The 14,698-nt window shown below is 71.5% G+C and carries 18 protein-coding genes; 8 read left to right on the forward strand and 10 right to left on the reverse strand.

From position 1 onward, the window contains the following. Positions 1-16: 16 nt before the first annotated feature. Together ACQEUX_RS17480 and ACQEUX_RS17485 are read right to left on the reverse strand one after the other, a co-directional pair. Positions 17-1,198: an acetoin utilization protein AcuC gene (locus ACQEUX_RS17480; protein WP_433048505.1), complete on the reverse strand. Its 1,182-nt coding sequence runs from the start codon at positions 1,196-1,198 to the stop codon at positions 17-19. 48 nt (positions 1,199-1,246) lie between these two features. Then, positions 1,247-2,107 carry a sulfurtransferase gene (locus ACQEUX_RS17485; protein WP_433048508.1) on the reverse strand — a complete coding sequence of 287 codons (861 nt, stop codon included), beginning with the start codon at positions 2,105-2,107 and terminating at the stop codon, positions 1,247-1,249. A 100-nt stretch (positions 2,108-2,207) separates the two neighbouring features. On the opposite strand from ACQEUX_RS17485, the gene ACQEUX_RS17490 reads away from it, so the two are divergent. After that, positions 2,208-2,897, forward strand: a complete 690-nt coding sequence (locus ACQEUX_RS17490) for a metal-dependent transcriptional regulator (protein ID WP_433048511.1) — start codon at positions 2,208-2,210, stop codon at positions 2,895-2,897. A gap of 34 nt (positions 2,898-2,931) precedes the next feature. On the opposite strand, the gene ACQEUX_RS17495 is transcribed toward ACQEUX_RS17490, so the two are convergent. Together ACQEUX_RS17495 and ACQEUX_RS17500 are read right to left on the reverse strand one after the other, a co-directional pair. Further along, entirely contained in the window at positions 2,932-3,480 is a 549-nt protein-coding gene (locus tag ACQEUX_RS17495) for a hypothetical protein (RefSeq protein WP_433048514.1), read from the reverse strand. Positions 3,481-3,591: 111 nt separating this feature from the next. Then, positions 3,592-3,846, reverse strand: coding sequence for a DUF5522 domain-containing protein (locus ACQEUX_RS17500; protein WP_433048517.1), 255 nt, complete (start codon positions 3,844-3,846; stop codon positions 3,592-3,594). A gap of 133 nt (positions 3,847-3,979) precedes the next feature. On the opposite strand from ACQEUX_RS17500, the gene ACQEUX_RS17505 reads away from it, so the two are divergent. The 3 genes from ACQEUX_RS17505 to ACQEUX_RS17515 all read left to right on the forward strand — a co-directional run bounded on the left by ACQEUX_RS17505 (position 3,980) and on the right by ACQEUX_RS17515 (position 7,127). Continuing rightward, a complete protein-coding gene (locus tag ACQEUX_RS17505; RefSeq protein ID WP_433048520.1) occupies positions 3,980-5,245 on the forward strand; it encodes an MFS transporter in 1,266 nt (421 codons plus the stop codon). A 12-nt stretch (positions 5,246-5,257) separates the two neighbouring features. Next, entirely contained in the window at positions 5,258-6,097 is an 840-nt protein-coding gene (locus ACQEUX_RS17510) for an alpha/beta fold hydrolase (RefSeq protein WP_433048523.1), read from the forward strand. Between the two features lie 88 nt (positions 6,098-6,185). Then, positions 6,186-7,127, forward strand: a complete 942-nt coding sequence (locus ACQEUX_RS17515) for a MerR family transcriptional regulator (protein WP_433048526.1) — start codon at positions 6,186-6,188, stop codon at positions 7,125-7,127. 21 nt (positions 7,128-7,148) lie between these two features. On the opposite strand, the gene ACQEUX_RS17520 is transcribed toward ACQEUX_RS17515, so the two are convergent. Beyond that, positions 7,149-8,084 (reverse strand): DUF2332 domain-containing protein, encoded by a 936-nt coding sequence (locus ACQEUX_RS17520; RefSeq protein ID WP_433048529.1) that lies wholly within the window; start codon positions 8,082-8,084, stop codon positions 7,149-7,151. 148 nt (positions 8,085-8,232) lie between these two features. Between ACQEUX_RS17520 and ACQEUX_RS17525 the strand changes: the two genes are divergently transcribed. Further along, the gene (locus ACQEUX_RS17525; RefSeq protein WP_433048532.1) at positions 8,233-9,345 is read left to right on the forward strand and encodes an FAD-dependent monooxygenase; all 1,113 of its coding nucleotides are present in this window, start codon (positions 8,233-8,235) and stop codon (positions 9,343-9,345) included. A 50-nt stretch (positions 9,346-9,395) separates the two neighbouring features. Here the strand turns inward: ACQEUX_RS17525 and ACQEUX_RS17530 are convergent, their stop codons facing one another. Both ACQEUX_RS17530 and ACQEUX_RS17535 read right to left on the reverse strand, forming a co-directional pair. Beyond that, a complete protein-coding gene (locus tag ACQEUX_RS17530) occupies positions 9,396-10,367 on the reverse strand; it encodes a CU044_5270 family protein (protein WP_433048535.1) in 972 nt (323 codons plus the stop codon). Positions 10,368-10,377: 10 nt separating this feature from the next. Further along, positions 10,378-10,938, reverse strand: a complete 561-nt coding sequence (locus ACQEUX_RS17535) for an RNA polymerase sigma factor (RefSeq protein ID WP_433048538.1) — start codon at positions 10,936-10,938, stop codon at positions 10,378-10,380. Between the two features lie 279 nt (positions 10,939-11,217). Here ACQEUX_RS17535 and ACQEUX_RS17540 point away from each other — a divergent pair, with 279 nt between their 5' ends. Next, on the forward strand, positions 11,218-12,678 hold the full coding sequence (locus ACQEUX_RS17540; protein WP_433049932.1) for a glycerophosphodiester phosphodiesterase family protein: 1,461 nt from the start codon (positions 11,218-11,220) through the stop codon (positions 12,676-12,678). Positions 12,679-12,740: 62 nt separating this feature from the next. Here the strand turns inward: ACQEUX_RS17540 and ACQEUX_RS17545 are convergent, their stop codons facing one another. Genes ACQEUX_RS17545 through ACQEUX_RS17555 form a run of 3 tightly spaced genes read right to left on the reverse strand, consistent with a single transcriptional unit; the run spans position 12,741 to position 13,314 of the window. Next, a complete protein-coding gene (locus ACQEUX_RS17545) occupies positions 12,741-12,923 on the reverse strand; it encodes a hypothetical protein (RefSeq protein WP_433048541.1) in 183 nt (60 codons plus the stop codon). Continuing rightward, entirely contained in the window at positions 12,920-13,138 is a 219-nt protein-coding gene (locus ACQEUX_RS17550) for a hypothetical protein (protein WP_433048544.1), read from the reverse strand. Before ACQEUX_RS17550 ends, ACQEUX_RS17545 begins: the two co-directional genes overlap by 4 nt. Next, positions 13,135-13,314: a hypothetical protein gene (locus ACQEUX_RS17555; protein WP_433048547.1), complete on the reverse strand. Its 180-nt coding sequence runs from the start codon at positions 13,312-13,314 to the stop codon at positions 13,135-13,137. The genes ACQEUX_RS17550 and ACQEUX_RS17555 overlap by 4 nt, the downstream gene beginning before the upstream one ends. 305 nt (positions 13,315-13,619) lie before the next feature. On the opposite strand from ACQEUX_RS17555, the gene ACQEUX_RS17560 reads away from it, so the two are divergent. Continuing rightward, positions 13,620-14,480, forward strand: a complete 861-nt coding sequence (locus tag ACQEUX_RS17560) for a DUF5753 domain-containing protein (protein WP_433048550.1) — start codon at positions 13,620-13,622, stop codon at positions 14,478-14,480. A 10-nt stretch (positions 14,481-14,490) separates the two neighbouring features. Then, complete coding sequence (locus tag ACQEUX_RS17565; protein ID WP_433048553.1) at positions 14,491-14,673, forward strand: DUF397 domain-containing protein; 183 nt, start codon at positions 14,491-14,493, stop codon at positions 14,671-14,673. The last annotated feature ends 25 nt before the right edge of the window (positions 14,674-14,698 follow it).

Genomic DNA, 14,698 nt, shown 5'->3' on the forward strand with positions numbered 1-14,698 from the left:
CCTCCCCCGGCCCGGCTCAGTCCCGCGGGTCGTACGGGTCGAGCCCCAGCAGCGGGAAGACCGTCTTGCGGGTCGCCGCGATGGCCCGGTCCACCGCGTTCGGCTCACCGGTCGGCTGCCACGGCTCGTACGACGGGTCCGCGTCGTCGGTCATCCGCAGCGGCACCTCCCGGCCCAGACGACGGGAGGCGACCAGGTCCCGCCACGCCGGCGGGGTGAGCGTGGCCGGGTCGATCGGATCGCCGGTGGCCACGGCCAGCAGGTGACTCCACGCCCGGGGCACCACCTCGACCAGCGCGTACCCGCCGCCGCCGGTGGCCACCCAACGGCCGTCGCACAGTTCGTCGGCGAGTGCCCGCAACGCCAGGTAGGTGGCCCGCTGCCCGTCCACCGTCAGATTCAGGTCGGCGAGCGGATCCAGTCGGTGCCCGTCCGCACCGCACTGGCTGACCAGCACCTGCGGCCGGAACGCCCGCAGCACCGACGGCACGATCGCGTGGAAGGCCCGCTGCCAGCCGGTGTCGTCGACAGCCGGGGGCAACGGCATGTTGACCGCGGTGCCCTGCGCGCCCGGCCCACCCGTCTCGTCGGCAAAACCGGTGCCCGGGAAGAGTGCCAACGGGGTCTCGTGCAGGCTGACCGTGAGCACCCGGGGGTCGTTCCAGAAAATCTGCTGCACCCCGTCGCCGTGGTGTACGTCGACGTCCACGTACGCGATCCGCTCAGCGCCCAGGTCGAGCAGGCGGGCGATCGCCACCGCGGGGTCGTTGTAGACGCAGAAGCCGGAGGCCCGCGCGGGCATCGCGTGGTGCAGGCCGCCGGCCACGCTCACCGCCCGCCGGGCGTTGCCGCGCCAGACCGCCTCGGCGGCGGCCACCGTCGCGCCCGCGACCAGCGCGCTGGACTCGTGCATCCCCTCGAAGACCGGGTTGTCGGACGTGCCCAGCCCGTACCCGGCGAAGAGCGGGTCGCGCGGCGCGGCGCGCACCGCGGCCAGGTAGGCCGGGTCGTGCACCCGGGTGAGCAGGGCATCGTCAGCGGGCTCCGGCTTGACCACGCGCACCCCTGGGCGATCCAGGATGCCCAGCTCGCGGGCGAGCGCGATGGTCAGCTCCACCCGGACCGGGTCGAGCGGATGGTCACCCATGTCGTAGGCGAGCAGCGACTCGTCCCACACCACCACCGTGTCGTCGGACATGAGCCCATCGTCGCACGAGGGCCGTCGCCGGCCCACCGCACGCGCTGGTCAGCGGCCAGGTGTCTGCCCGGAGGCGACCGGCCGGGCCGGGTCGGCCACCCAGTTGCTCCACGATCCAACGTAGAGCGCCGCGTCCGTGCGGCCGGCCAGGTGCAGCGCGAGCACCGCCTGCGCGGCGGTCACCCCGGAGCCGCAGTACGCCCCGACGGCCCGCGCCCCGGTCACCCCGGCCGCGGCGAACCGCTCGCTCAACACGTCGGCGGCCGGGAAGCGCCCGTCCGGGCCGACGTACTCACCGGCGGGCAGGTTCGCCGCTCCCGGTACGTGCCCGGCGACCGGGTCGATCGGCTCCACCTCGCCCCGATAGCGGGGCGCCGCCCGCACGTCGAGCAGCACAGCGTCGTCCGCGGCGGCCAGCGCGGCGGCCTGCCCCGCGTCGAGCACCGGGAGATCACCGGGGCTCACCACGACGTCACCGGGGGCGGGGGTGGGCACGTCGGTGGAGACGGGAAGGCCGGCGGCGACCCAGGCCGGGTAGCCACCGTGCAGCAGACGCACCGGGCGGTGCCCCGCCCAACGCAGCGTCCACCAGGCCCGCGCGGCAGCCATGCCGTCGCCGCCGTCGTACACCACCACGGGGTGACCAGCGCGGACGCCGGCGCCCCGCAGCGCGGCCTGCAGCGCGGCCGGGTCGGGCAGTGGATGCCGGCCGCCGGCGCCCGGCGGCCCGCAGAGCGCGGTGTCCAGGTCGATGAAGACCGCGCCCGGCAGGTGGCCGGCGCGGTAGTCGTCGCGGCCCGGCGCGCCGATGAGCCGCCAGCGGACGTCGAGCAGGGTGGGCGGATCGGCGTGGTCGAGCGCGGCGGCGAGCCGATCGACCTCGACCAACGGCTCCTGAGTACCGGACATGGCGACCATCCAACACCATCCGTGTCGACGGCACGCGGTTCGGCGGCGCTCGCTCGTCGTTCACCGAGGTAACATCGTGCACCGGAGGGCCGCTGACGTTATGAAGTCTCACGACCTGGTCGACACGACCGAAATGTACCTGCGCACCATCCTTGAATTGGAAGAGGAGGGGGTGCCGCCGCTGCGTGCCCGAATCGCCGAACGGCTGCAGCAGAGCGGCCCCACCGTGAGCCAGACCGTCGCTCGGATGGAGCGCGACGGCCTCCTCACCGTCGAGGGCGACCGGCACCTGACGCTCACCGCGCAGGGCCGTGGCAGCGCCGTGTCGGTGATGCGCAAGCACCGCCTCGCCGAGCTGCTGCTGGTCAACGTCATCGGGATGCCCTACGAGGAGGCCCACGAGGAGGCCTGCCGCTGGGAGCACGTGATGAGCGACGCGGTGGAGAAGCGGGTGTACGACCTGCTCAACCGGCCGACCCGCTCCCCGTACGGCAACCCGATCCCGGGTCTACAGGAGCTGGGCTCGCCGGCGACCGAGACCACCGAGGCCGTTGAGAGCGAGCGCAACCTGGCGTTCCCCGGTCTCTCCGGGCCCGTCGTGGTGCGCCGGATCTGCGAGAGCGTGCAGAAGGACGCCGACGTGCTGCGCCAGTTGCACGCCGCCGGTGTCGACCCGGGTGCCACGGTGACCGTGGCGCAGGAGCGCGACGGGGTGTCGATCGACCGCTCCGGTGACCGGGTGCGGCTGCCCCGCGAGGTCGCCTCCCGGGTGTTCGTCGCCGCCAACTGAGTCGCCGCCAACCGACCGACGGCACACCCGGGCGTCACAGCGCCCGGGTGTCCACCTTCTTGGCCAGCGCGACCAGGTCGCCGGTCACCTTCTCGGCCGCCGAACGCTCGCTGCCACGAGCACCGGTCCAGCTCAACGTGGCCAGCCGCCCATCGGTGGCGAGCCAGCCCACCTCGGCGACCGGCCCGTGCCCGCTCGCCGCACCGGTGGTCCGCTTGTACGCCTGCTGACCCAACCCGGTGACCTTCGCCGCCTTGTCGGGCACCACATCCGCGCCGAAGGTGGTCTTGTCGATCGTGGTCTCGGACACACTCAGCGTCAGCTCCGGTAACGTCGCGCCACCGGCCCGGACCACACAGGTGTGCGTGTCGCCCTGTTCGCTGGCCCCCGCCACGTCGAAGCGCGTCTTGACCAGCTGCTCGATCACCGTGAAGTCCAGCAACCGGCAGGCGCCGCCCGAGGAGGCCGCTGCCACGTCCACCGCGACCGGCACCGGCGGCGGCACCGCCACCGGCTCCGCCTCGGCGGCGCAGCCGCTCACCAGCAGGCCCGCCAGCCCGGCGACCACGATCCGCCCGCGCACGTTCCACCCTCTCGCCGACCGACGGCGGAAAGCAACCGCCGGATGTCCGTCGGAAACCGTACGGGGTGTCGGTGTCGGGCGGAAGCCCTCCTTTCGCCGCCCCGCTGACGCCTATCCGAACTGTGGGTCATCCACGTACGGGCAGTGCCGGCAACCGCGTCCGCAGCACGTGCCGCGCCGGGCCAGGAAACCGGCGCTGAGCACGAACAGCCCGGTCGCCGGGTCGAGGTAACCGGCCTCCCCGGCGGCCAGCGCGGCCGTGTGCGCGGCGAGGATCCGGGCCCGGTCGGGGTGCTCGGGCGGTAGCCGGGACGGGTGCGGCTCGGTGAGCGGCCGGTCGGCCAGGGGTCGAGGCTCTCCGGTCACCGCAGCAGTCTAGAGCGGGCCCGGCGACCCGACCGGGCGGCACGAAATGCGGTGTCGCGTGCGAGCGCGGCCCCGATAGGGTCTCCCGGCCGTCGGCCGGCGGCACGCGCGACCGCACAGACAGGCTGTGATCGTGACCCAGCAGGTGACCCAGGCCCCGGCGGGCGCGAGCGGCCCCGGCCCATCGCTCTGGCGCAGCCGGACCTTTCTGCTGCTCTGGGGTGGTCAGACGGTCAGCGAGCTGGGCACCCGGATCGCCAACGTGGCGGTGCCGCTGCTCGCCGCCGACACTCTGAACGCCAGCGTCTTCCAGGTCTCCCTGCTGACCGTCCTGGCCTGGCTGCCGTACCTGCTCTTCTCGCTGCCGGCGGGCATCGTCGCCGACCGGCTCGACCAGCGGCGGTTGATGATCGCGTGCGACCTGGGCCGGGCCGCGCTCATGCTGTCGCTGCCGGTGGCCGCTCTGGTCGGCCAGCTCACCCTCCCCTTCCTGTACGCGGTGGTGGGGCTGGGCGGGGTGCTGACCGTGCTGTTCACGGTGGCGTACAAGACCCTGCTGCCCCGGCTGGTGCCGGCTGATCTGCTGGTGGACGGCAACGCCAAGCTCACCGTCAGCGAGGATGCCGCCGAACTGGTCGGTCCGACGGTCAGCGGTGTGCTGATCGGGCTGGTCGGCGCCGCCCGGACCTTCGTGACCAACGGGTTCGCCTTTCTGGTCAGCGCGCTGACGCTGCTCCTCATCCGCGAGGCGCCGGTACGCCGCGAGCCGGCCCCTCGGGTGCCGCTGCGGGTGGAGCTGACCGACGGGCTCGCCTTCATCCGGCGGCAACCGATCCTCGTCAGCATCCTGGCCTGCACCACCTGGTCGAACTTCTGGGTGATGGCGTCCGGCTCGATCGAGGTCACCTTCCTGGTCCGCGAGTTGCACGCCAACCCGGTGCAGGTGGGGCTGGTCTTCTCGGTCAGCGCGGTCGGCGGGCTGGTGGTGGGGGTGCTGGCCGCCCGGCTGACGGCCTGGCTCGGCTCGGCCCGGGTGATCTGGGTGGCGATGGCCGCGCCAGGCCCGCTCTACCTGCTCATGCCGCTCGCGCAGCCCGGCTGGGGGCTGCTGCTCTACGGGATCGGGCTGGCCGCGTTCTCGGCCAACGCGGTGCTGTTCAACGTGGCGGCGATGTCGTACCGGCAGCGGATCACCCCACCGGCGATCCTCGGCCGGGTCAACGCGGCGTTCCTCTGGATCTGCCTCGGGGTGATCCCGCTCGGCGCGCTGACCGGCGGTGCGCTCGGCACCGCGCTGGGGCTGCGCGCCGCCCTCTGGGTGTGTGTGCTGGGCACCTGGGCGGCGTGCCTCTTCGTGGTCTGCTCCCCGCTGCGCCGGATGCGGGACATGCCGTCCTGAGAGGATGTTCTCATGGCCACCTTCGCCGCGCCCGACGGCACCGCACTCGCGTACCGGACCATCGGCGGGGGTGACCCGCTGGTCTGCCTGCCGGGCGGGCCGATGCGGGACTCGGCGTACCTCGGTGATCTCGGCGGTCTGGGCGCGTACCGGACGCTGGTCGTCCCCGATCTGCGGGGCACCGGTCGATCGGCCGTGCCGGCCGACATCTCCACCTACGGTTGCGACCGCCTGGTCGGCGATGTGGAGGCACTACGCCGGCACCTGGGCCTCGACCGACTGGACCTGCTCGGGCACTCCGCCGGAGCGAACGTGGCGTTGCGGTACGCGACCCGGCACCCCGAGCGGGTCGGCCGGCTCGCGCTGATCACACCCAGCACCCGGGCGGTCGGGCTGGAGGCGACCGCCACCCTGCGCCGGGAGGTCACCCAGGTCCGAGCCGGCGAGCCGTGGTACCCGGCGGCAGCAGCCGCGTTGGACTCGATGGTGTCCGGTCGGGCAACCCTGGATGCCTGGCAGGAGATCGCGCCGTTCTTCTACGGCCGGTGGGACGAGGCCGCCCGCGCGCACCAGGCGGCGGAGCCGGACCAGCGCAACCAGGAGGCGGCCCGGGTCTTCGGCGCCGAGGGCGCCTTCGATCCGCCGGCCACCCGCGCCGCGCTCGCCGCACACCGGGGTCCGGTGCTGCTGCTCGCCGGTGAGGTCGACCTCGGCGCCCCGCCGGGCCTGGTCGCCCAACTCGCGGAGCTGGCACCCGGCGCCGAGCTGGTCGTGCAGCCGGGCGCGGGGCACTACCCGTGGCTCGATGACGCCGACCGGTTCACCGCCACGGTCTCGACGTTCCTGCGCTGACCCGCCGCTCCGCATCGCCGGGGTGTTCTGGCGACTGCCGCTGGTGTTGGCTTGAGTCTCCAGCGGGGGGAGACAGCAGGGTGGGGGCATGAGCGGGGAGACGCGTCACACGATCGGCGAACTGGCCCGGCGGACCGGCCTGAGCGTCAAGACCATCCGGTACTACGCCGACCGGGGAATCGTGCCGCCCACCGACCGGAGTCCGGCCGGCTACCGCCGCTACGGCCCGGAGGCGGTCGCCCGGCTGGAGCTGGTCCGGACGCTGCGCGACCTCGGCGTGGACCTCGCCGCGATCCGGCGGGTGGTCGACCGCGAGGTGCCGTTGGCAGAGGTGGCCGCCGCGCACGCCGAGGCGGTGGCGGTGCAGATCCGCGTGCTGCGGTTGCGCCAGGCGGTGCTCACGGTGGCGGCGAGGCGCGGGTCGGGCCCGGCGGAGATGGACGATCTGCACCGGTTGGCGCAGCTCACCGCACACGAACGACAGCACCTGGTCGACGATTTCCTGAACGTCGTCTTCGTCGACCCGAGCGACCAACCCACGTACCCCGGGGTGGTCGTCTCGATGACGCCGGACCTGCCCGACGAGCCCACCACCGAGCAGGTCGAGGCGTGGTTGGAACTGGCCGAGTTGTGCCGCGACCCCACCTTTCGTGCGAGCATGCGGCAGTTGGCACGGCAGCACGCCGCCGACCACGACGTTCCGGGGTTGCCCCGCCCGGACGCGGTCGCGGTGGTGCGGGACGCGGTGGCCCCCGCACTAGCGGCCCGTCTCGATCCGACCGGGCCCGCGGCCGATCCGGTGATCGCGGCGGTCACCACCCGGTACGCGAGCCTCTGCGACCGTCCCGACGACGCCGACCTGCGCCAGCGGCTGCTCGCACGGCTGACCGTGGCGAACGACCCCCGCCGGGACCGGTACCTCGACCTGTTGTCGGTCATCAACGGCTGGTCGAGCGGCGTTCCGGTCACACCGGCCGTGGGCTGGTTCCTCCAGGCCCTGCACGCCCGGATGCCCGAACCGACCAGGTAGCCGGCCGCCTCGACTCGTGTATCAGGCGAACCAGGTCATCGCCTGGCCGTGCCCCCGGGTCCAGGCCAGTGGCGTGCCGTCCAACGCGAGGACGTTGTGGAGCCCCTCTTCCGGCGACGGCGGCAGCCCCTCGTACGGGAGCACCTCCGGGGCCTCGTTCGCGACCCAGTGTCCGGGCAGGCCACGGACCAGCCCGACAAACTCCTCCCGACGCGGCGCGGACACCTGGTAGAGCACGGACGTGTGGAAGACCACCAGCGTCGCGCCGGCCGGAGCCCGTGCGGCCAGCGCCGGCAGGTCATCCACCAGATCGCCACGGACCAGCAACGGCGGCTCGACAGCGGCGACCGCCGCCGCGGCGCGCAGCCGGGCCCGCCGGTGCGCGTGCTCCGGCCAGATCAACGCGTCCAACCAGGACACGTCGTCGGGGTCGGTCACGTCGAGCGGGTTGAGGTCCAGGCCGGCCCGCCACACCACCTGGGGTACGCGTGCCGGCGGCACCAACCCGCTGGCCGTGCAGTCCAGGACCGGCTCGCCGGAGCCGACCTGATGCTCGCCGTAGCGGTACGCGTACCGGTCCGGGTAGAGGCAGAGCCCGGCGGACGCGCCGACCTCCAGCAGAGCGAGCGGCTGCGGCAGCGCGGCGAGCACCGGCAGCAGGACCGCGCACCGCCCGGCCTCGTTCGTCTGGGTGGCCCGGACACGCACCTGCGCCTCGATGGCCGGCCAGTTCGTCACGGCGTAGTCGTGGAACGCGGCCGGGTCCTCGACCGGGCCGCCGAGCCACCGGACGACACCGAAGAGCAGGTTCGGCTGCCGCTTGACCGGCGGGAGCCCGTCGAGCAGAGCGAGCAGTTCGTCGTCGCGGGAAACCGCCCGGGACAACCGCTCGTACGCGGGCGAGATACCACGCACCTCGCGGCCGGCAAACCTGGCGTACGCATCGGCGGTCGTCATGCCCTGATCGTCGCAGCCATCCCCGTGCACGTCACACCCCGTGTCCCCGATGCCAGGCGCCGCCTCCACCGCCTCGTAGAGTGCGCCGGCGGCCGGACCGTTGAGCAGCAGCTCAGCCGGCCGCAACGGGAACGGGGAGGTACGTGTCGTGCGGGGTGACGGTGTTCGGGTACTGATCGTCGGCGGTGGTGTCGCCGGGCTGGCGACGGTGGCCGCGTTGCGGGACTGGGGCGCGGCGGTCGACGTGGTCGAGCGGGCACCTGGGCCGGTTGACTCCGGCACCGGCATCTACCTCACCGGCAACGCGACCCGGATGCTCGACGTACTCGGTCTGCGGGAGCCGGTCGCCGACGCTGCCGTGGAGATCACGCGGCAGCGCAGCGCCAACCAGCGCGGGCGACGCCTCTTCGACATCGACGTGACCGCACTGTGGCAGGGCCTCGGGCCCTGCGTGTCGCTGCCCCGGGCGCAGTTGCACCGGGCCCTGCTCGCCGGCGTCGGCGACGCCCCGATCCGCTGGGGCCGCCAGCCGGTCGCGCTCCGCCAGGAGGGCGACGTGGTCGCCGTCGAGTTCGACGACGACAGCACCGAACGGTACGACCTGGTGATCGGCGCCGACGGGGTGAACTCGACGGTCCGGCGGCTCGCCTTCAACGGTCAGACGGCCCGCAACCTCGGCCAGTACGCGTACCGGTGGATCGCTCCCCGAATCGACGACGAGCCGGTCTGGTCCGTGCAGTTGGGGCGCGGTAGGCAGTTCCTCACGATCCCGATCAGCGCCGAGCAGACGTACTGCTACTACAACGACGGCCCGGTGGCCGACCGGCCCGGCTGGCGCGACGAGCTGGCCGAGACGTTCACCGAGCCGGCCGCCACCATGCTCAAGGCCCTCGACTACGACGACAGCACCCTGCACGCCGGGCCGAACCAGGAGGTCGTTCTCGACTCCTGGTCCCGGGGGCCGGTGCTGCTGATCGGCGACGCCGCCCACGCCACCTCGCCGAACATGGCCCAGGGCGCGGCGATGGCCCTGGAGGACGCCGTCGTGCTCGCTTCGTCGTTGGCCACCGCCGATTCCGTCGCCGACGCGCTGCGTGGCTACGAGGCGCGGCGCCGCCCGCGTACCGACTGGGTGCTCAGCCAGACGCACCGCCGGGACAAGGCCACCGGCCTTCCGCCCGCGCTGCGCGACCTGGTGCTGCGCCGGCTCGGCGAGCAGATGTTCCGCTCGAACTACGGGCCGCTGTTCGCCCAGCCCTGACCGGTCCGACGTGACCGGACCGGTCAGGGCTGGGGCATGCCCACCGCCGCTCAGGGCAGCTGGCCCGGCCGGTCGACGATTGCGATGCGGAGTAGCGCGACAGCGTCGTACAGGGACTCCTTGCCGTTGCGCACCACCGACCCTCGGGTGCCGAGGAATACGTGGGTGTCCCGGTCGAAGAGGAAGTCCTCGTTACCACCGATCACGCCGGGCATCCGAATCGCCACCCCATGCCGACCTGCGGCGTCCACCACGTCGCCCGATATGACGACCGCTCCGGGCTCCCGTGCCAGCAGTTCGAACAGCGCCGCGAGCGCTCGGGGCGGCACGTAGCCGCGGAGCATCGACCGCGCGGTGGTGTACGCCATGCTCTCGTCCCCGTAGACGGCCTCCTCATCGGCTCCTTCGGGAAGATGCAGGTCGACCGGGTGTTCCCGAAGGTATCGAAGCAGCTCGTCCGGATCGGTGGGCAGGTCGCCGTGGTACGCGGGCGGCTGGAACGCGTCGAGCTCCTTCTCGGGATCGACGGGATCGTCGATGCGGAACACCCTCAGCTCGCTCCACCCGTTCGGATCGGCCTCCGGTCGGTAACGTCCCTGCGTGTACGCGACTCCACCGGCCGACTGCCACAGTTGGTTCCGCACGGTCTGGTACGGGCCGCTGTCCGGCATCTCCCGGATCGTCGCCAGGGATTCCGTGAAGACGTACTGATCGGGTCGGGCGGTGAGCTCCGGCTGCTGCCGGGCCGCGTCGGCCGCCAGATGGAAGATCTCCGACGCGCTGGCCGTCGGCGGCGGCCGATTGCCCAGCCTCATCGTCTGGACTGCCAGACCACCGGCGGTCAGTGCGACCGCCAGCCCGAACGCTCCGGCGAGGCGCCAACCGTGGACGAACCGGGTACGGCGTCCGGCCGGACGGGCCGCCGAAGCCATCTCGGCGCGCCGGGCGACGTGTGTGGTCAGATCCCTGAGGAGCTGCTCCTCGAAACCCTGCGGCGACCGTTCGGTCTCGTTCATCGTCATCTCCGTCTCCTCAGGCGAGGGTGGTGACCGGGCGGGCGAGCACGGCGCGGACGACGCGGCGGGCACGATGCAGGCGGACCCGCGCGGCGACCGGCGACATCCCGAGTACGGTCGCCGCCTCCGCGACGGTGAGGCCGTCCACGGCGACGAGTTCGACAAGCGTCCGGGTGCCCTCGGGTAGCTCGCTCAGCGCCCGATGGGTGTGGCGGGCCGCCGACTCGGCGTCGATCCGCTCCTCGATGCGGGCGATGTCATCGGGGCCCAGGTCCCGTCGTCCGGCCAGTCGGCCGGTCACCCGCAGGCGTTGGGCCGCCCGACGCCGCTCGTCGCCGATGACGTTGCGGGCCACCCCGTACAGCCAGCCGATCTGGCTGCCCCGGTCCGGCCGATAGCCGGCCGCCGACTCGATCACCGCCAGGAACACGTCGGCGGTCAGGTCGGCGGCGAGGTGTGGGTCGTCGACCCGCCTCGCCACGAACCGGCCCACCGCCTCCAGGTGCCGCCGGTAGAAGACCTCGAAGGCCACCGGATCGGCTCCGATGCCGGAGATGTCATCATCGGCTCGGCTCATTCACAGGCCGTCCTCTCTCGTAGCCTTCACACCCCTTCTTCGTACGGCGGAGCGCAGGTGTTACCGAACCATCCGGCACGACAGGCAGGTGGATGGCGGGGATAGGCACCCGCATCATGAGGTCACCCCGCCGGATTTCCATGATCCTTCGTGGCGATTCCACGGCCCGTTCAGCCGTCGCCCCGCCTCGTTCACCAGGCTCAGCGAACGGGTCGTACCAGCTGAGATACGGCCGAGGGCAGCGGACCTGGGGAGTTGAACAACGTGCGCAGACAGTGGATGAGCTGGGCGTTCGCCGTAGTGGCGACCGGCGTCGTGGTGGGCCTCGTACCGCCCGCCGTGGCGGGCGCGATCGGAAACGCGACGACCGCGACCGGCGCGAGCGTCGAGGGCGACCGGCCCAAGCCACCCGCTCAAACGATCGAGCAGGTACGACGTCAGTACCTCGACCACCGGCCGGAGGTTCCGGTCATGGTGGTGGCGCACCGCGGCTACTGGCGGGGTGCGCCGGAGAACTCCGTACCGGCGATCGACCTGGCGATCAGGAACGGCGCGCAGGTCGTCGAGATCGACGTGCAGCGGACCTCCGACGGCCAGCTCGTGGTCATGCATGACACATCGGTCAACCGGACGACGAACGGCACCGGCCAGATCTCCGGCATGACCCTGGCGCAGATCAAGGCGCTGCGTCTGCGCGCCGGGCTGGGCGGCGGGCAGGCGCCGATGACCGACGAGCAGGTGCCGACGCTGGCCGAGGCCCTCGCCGTGGTGAAGGGCCGAGCGCTGGTCAACCTGGACAAGGGCTGGCCGTTCCGGGACCAGATGTACGACCTGCTGGTCGCCACCGGAACCCTGGGCCACGCCATCTTCAAGAGCTCGGCGCCCGTGGCAGAGGTGGAGGCGTTCCTCGACCGGGACCCGCACATCCTCTACAGCCACGTCGTCGACGACGGCAACGCGACCAGCATCGGCGCCTTCACCCGGCACCTGCCGCCGTCGTACGAGCTCGTCTTCGACCGGCTCACCGACGCCCAGATCCAGCCGGCCGCCGTCGCGCTCGCCCGGAAGGACGCCCGGATCTGGGTCAACAGCATGTGGTACGGCCTCGCGGCCGGCTACACCGACGAGGGTTCGTTGATCGACCCGGCGAACGGCTGGGGCGCGCTGCTCGACCGCCACCAGGTTGACATGATCCAGACCGACAACCAGGAACAGCTGCTCGCCTGGCTGGCGACCCGCCGCGAGCACGGTAAGAAGGCGCAGTGGCCGGCCCTGCCGGACGGCAGCGTCCGCGTACAGGCCGAGGATTACTCGCGCGACGGCAAGGACGTCGGCTACCACGACGCCGAGGACGACAACAAGGGCGGCGCGCAGCGCAAGTACGAGGGCGTCGACATCTGCGACCAGAACGGCGCGATCGACGTCTGCTGGATCCGCGGCGGTGAGTGGATGACGTACACCGTCGAGGTGCCGAAGAGCGGCACCTACCAGGTGGCGGCCCGGGTCTCGTCGCCGTACGCGCCGGCGGGACGGTTCACTCTGACGTTCGACGGCACCCGGACCACCGCCCCGGTCGACGTCATGACCACGACCTCGCACGACGCCTTCACGCTCCAGCAACTGCCGGAGACCCAGTACCTCACGCGGGGCACCCACGAATTCGTCATCAACATGGATGCGGCCGCGTACCAGAACTTCAACATCGACTACTTCGACTTCCGGTACGCCGGCAAGCGCTGAACCATCGGTCGGCCATTGTCAAGATCACTTGATGCCGAGTAGTTGAATCGGGTCCTCCACAACTACTCAGCATCAAGTGATCGAGCCGACTTCCTACGCCGGGAGATCTCCTCCAGGTGCTGAAGCTGGTGCTGCCGGACCATCTCGTCCCAGACCTCCTGGTCGTAGTCCGGGCCAGGCGGGATCCACCTGTGCGAGTTGTCGCTGTAGTGGAACCGCTCGTCGCCCCGCCGGATCAGACTCACCGGACCCAGCCCAGGAAGCGCCGGTGCAGCAGCCCGGCGGGCACCCAGGTCAGGTCCTCGGCAGCCCAGACCAGGTAGGACCCCATGTAGAGACCCAACGACACAGGTGCGCCGTCGAACTCGGCCCGCAGCTCGGTGCGCCGGGTCCGGCAGGGCCACGGCGCGTCGCAGCCACCGCAGGTCCACACCGGAAGGACCGGGCCGTGCGTGGTCACGGCAGGCCATCCAGGAAACGCCGGGTGGCGGCTCGCGCGTGCCAACGGGCCGCCCATTCCGCCTGATAGCAGGGGTACGGAGACAGCCGTGCCCACCACCAGCGGCAGCCAGCGCACAGGCCGTCGACGCCGGGCACATGCACGGACAGGATGCGTCCGACCTGATCCTCACTCACTCCTGCTCCTCCCCTGGCCAGTGGCCTCGCCGGATCGGGATGCGATGCCGGGCTCGACACGGCAGGTCCGCACCGCAACGACAGATCCGCCGCCACCGACGCCACGACCAGACCGGCCTGTGTCGCCGCGCCAGGGTCAGCGCCACCGCCAGCAGGTAGTCGTCGTACGGCACGTGCGATCCCATAAGACCCCAAACTTGGACTCCTATTTTGGAAGTACAAGAAGACTAAAGTTGGACTCCTAATTTGGGAACCTCTTGGCGGCGTGTCGCGGAATCCAGCGATGGCCGGGCCATAATCAGCCGGTGGTGAACCCGACGATCCAGCGGCGGCGTCTCGGCCTTGCCCTCAAACGGGCTCGCGAAGGTGCAGGCAAGACGCAGGACGAGGCGGCTGCCGTCATTGACGCGGCAGCAAGCAAAATCAGTCGACTTGAGCTTGGACAGTCGGGGCTCAAGCTGACGGACCTGAACCTGCTGCTCGACCTCTACGGCATCCACGGGGACGACGCCGAGCCGCTACGTGACCTCGCACGAGCTGGGCGGCAACGCGGTCGCTGGAGCACCTACCGGAACGCCGTGCCGGACTGGTTCCGCCAGTACCTGGACCTCGAAGGTGACGCGTCAGAGATCCGCTGGTACCAGCCGGAGGTCATCCCCGGAATACTTCAGATCGAGCCGTACATCCGCGCCATGAACGCGATCGCCCATCCACGCCCGTCCACCGACGAGGTCGACCGGCAGGTTGCCGTCCGCATGGAACGGCAGTCGATTCTGCGGCAGGACGATGGGCCTGACCTGAGCTTCATCCTCAGCGAGTCAGCGCTGCGGCGAAGCATCGGCGACGGAACGACGATGCGCAGCCAACTCCTGCACTTGGCAGAGGTCAGCGCGCAATCCAACGTCGCGCTGCAGGTGTTTCCGTTCGACGCGCAGACCTACGAGACGGCGTCGTTCAGCTTCATCATCCTGCGCTTCGGCGACGATGCGGCATCGGACGTGGTCTACGTCGAGACCCTCACCGACGCCGACTACCTTGACCGGCCCGACGCGGTCCGCACCTACACTCGACTGTGGGACCGACTCCGGGCAGCCGCTCTCGGGCCGGTAGAGTCGCGCAAGCTCATCCTGAGGATGGCGGACGACATGGAGCGGCAACAGACCTGAGAGAGTGATCATGGAGACCTCAGATCGCCTGGTCTGGCGCAAGTCGAGCTACAGCGACAACAACGGCGGCGCATGCGTCGAGGTAGCCGAACTGGATACGAGCATCGTGGTGCGCGACAGCAAGAATCCCAGCGGGTCGACCCTTCGCTTCAGCAGAGGCGCGTGGATCGGGTTCGTACGGGGGGTTCGGTAGCTCCAGTTCCCAATCCCAAGGATCA

The sequence above is a fragment of the Micromonospora sp. CA-259024 genome, from assembly GCF_050936255.1.
Classification (GTDB): Bacteria; Actinomycetota; Actinomycetes; order Mycobacteriales; family Micromonosporaceae; genus Micromonospora.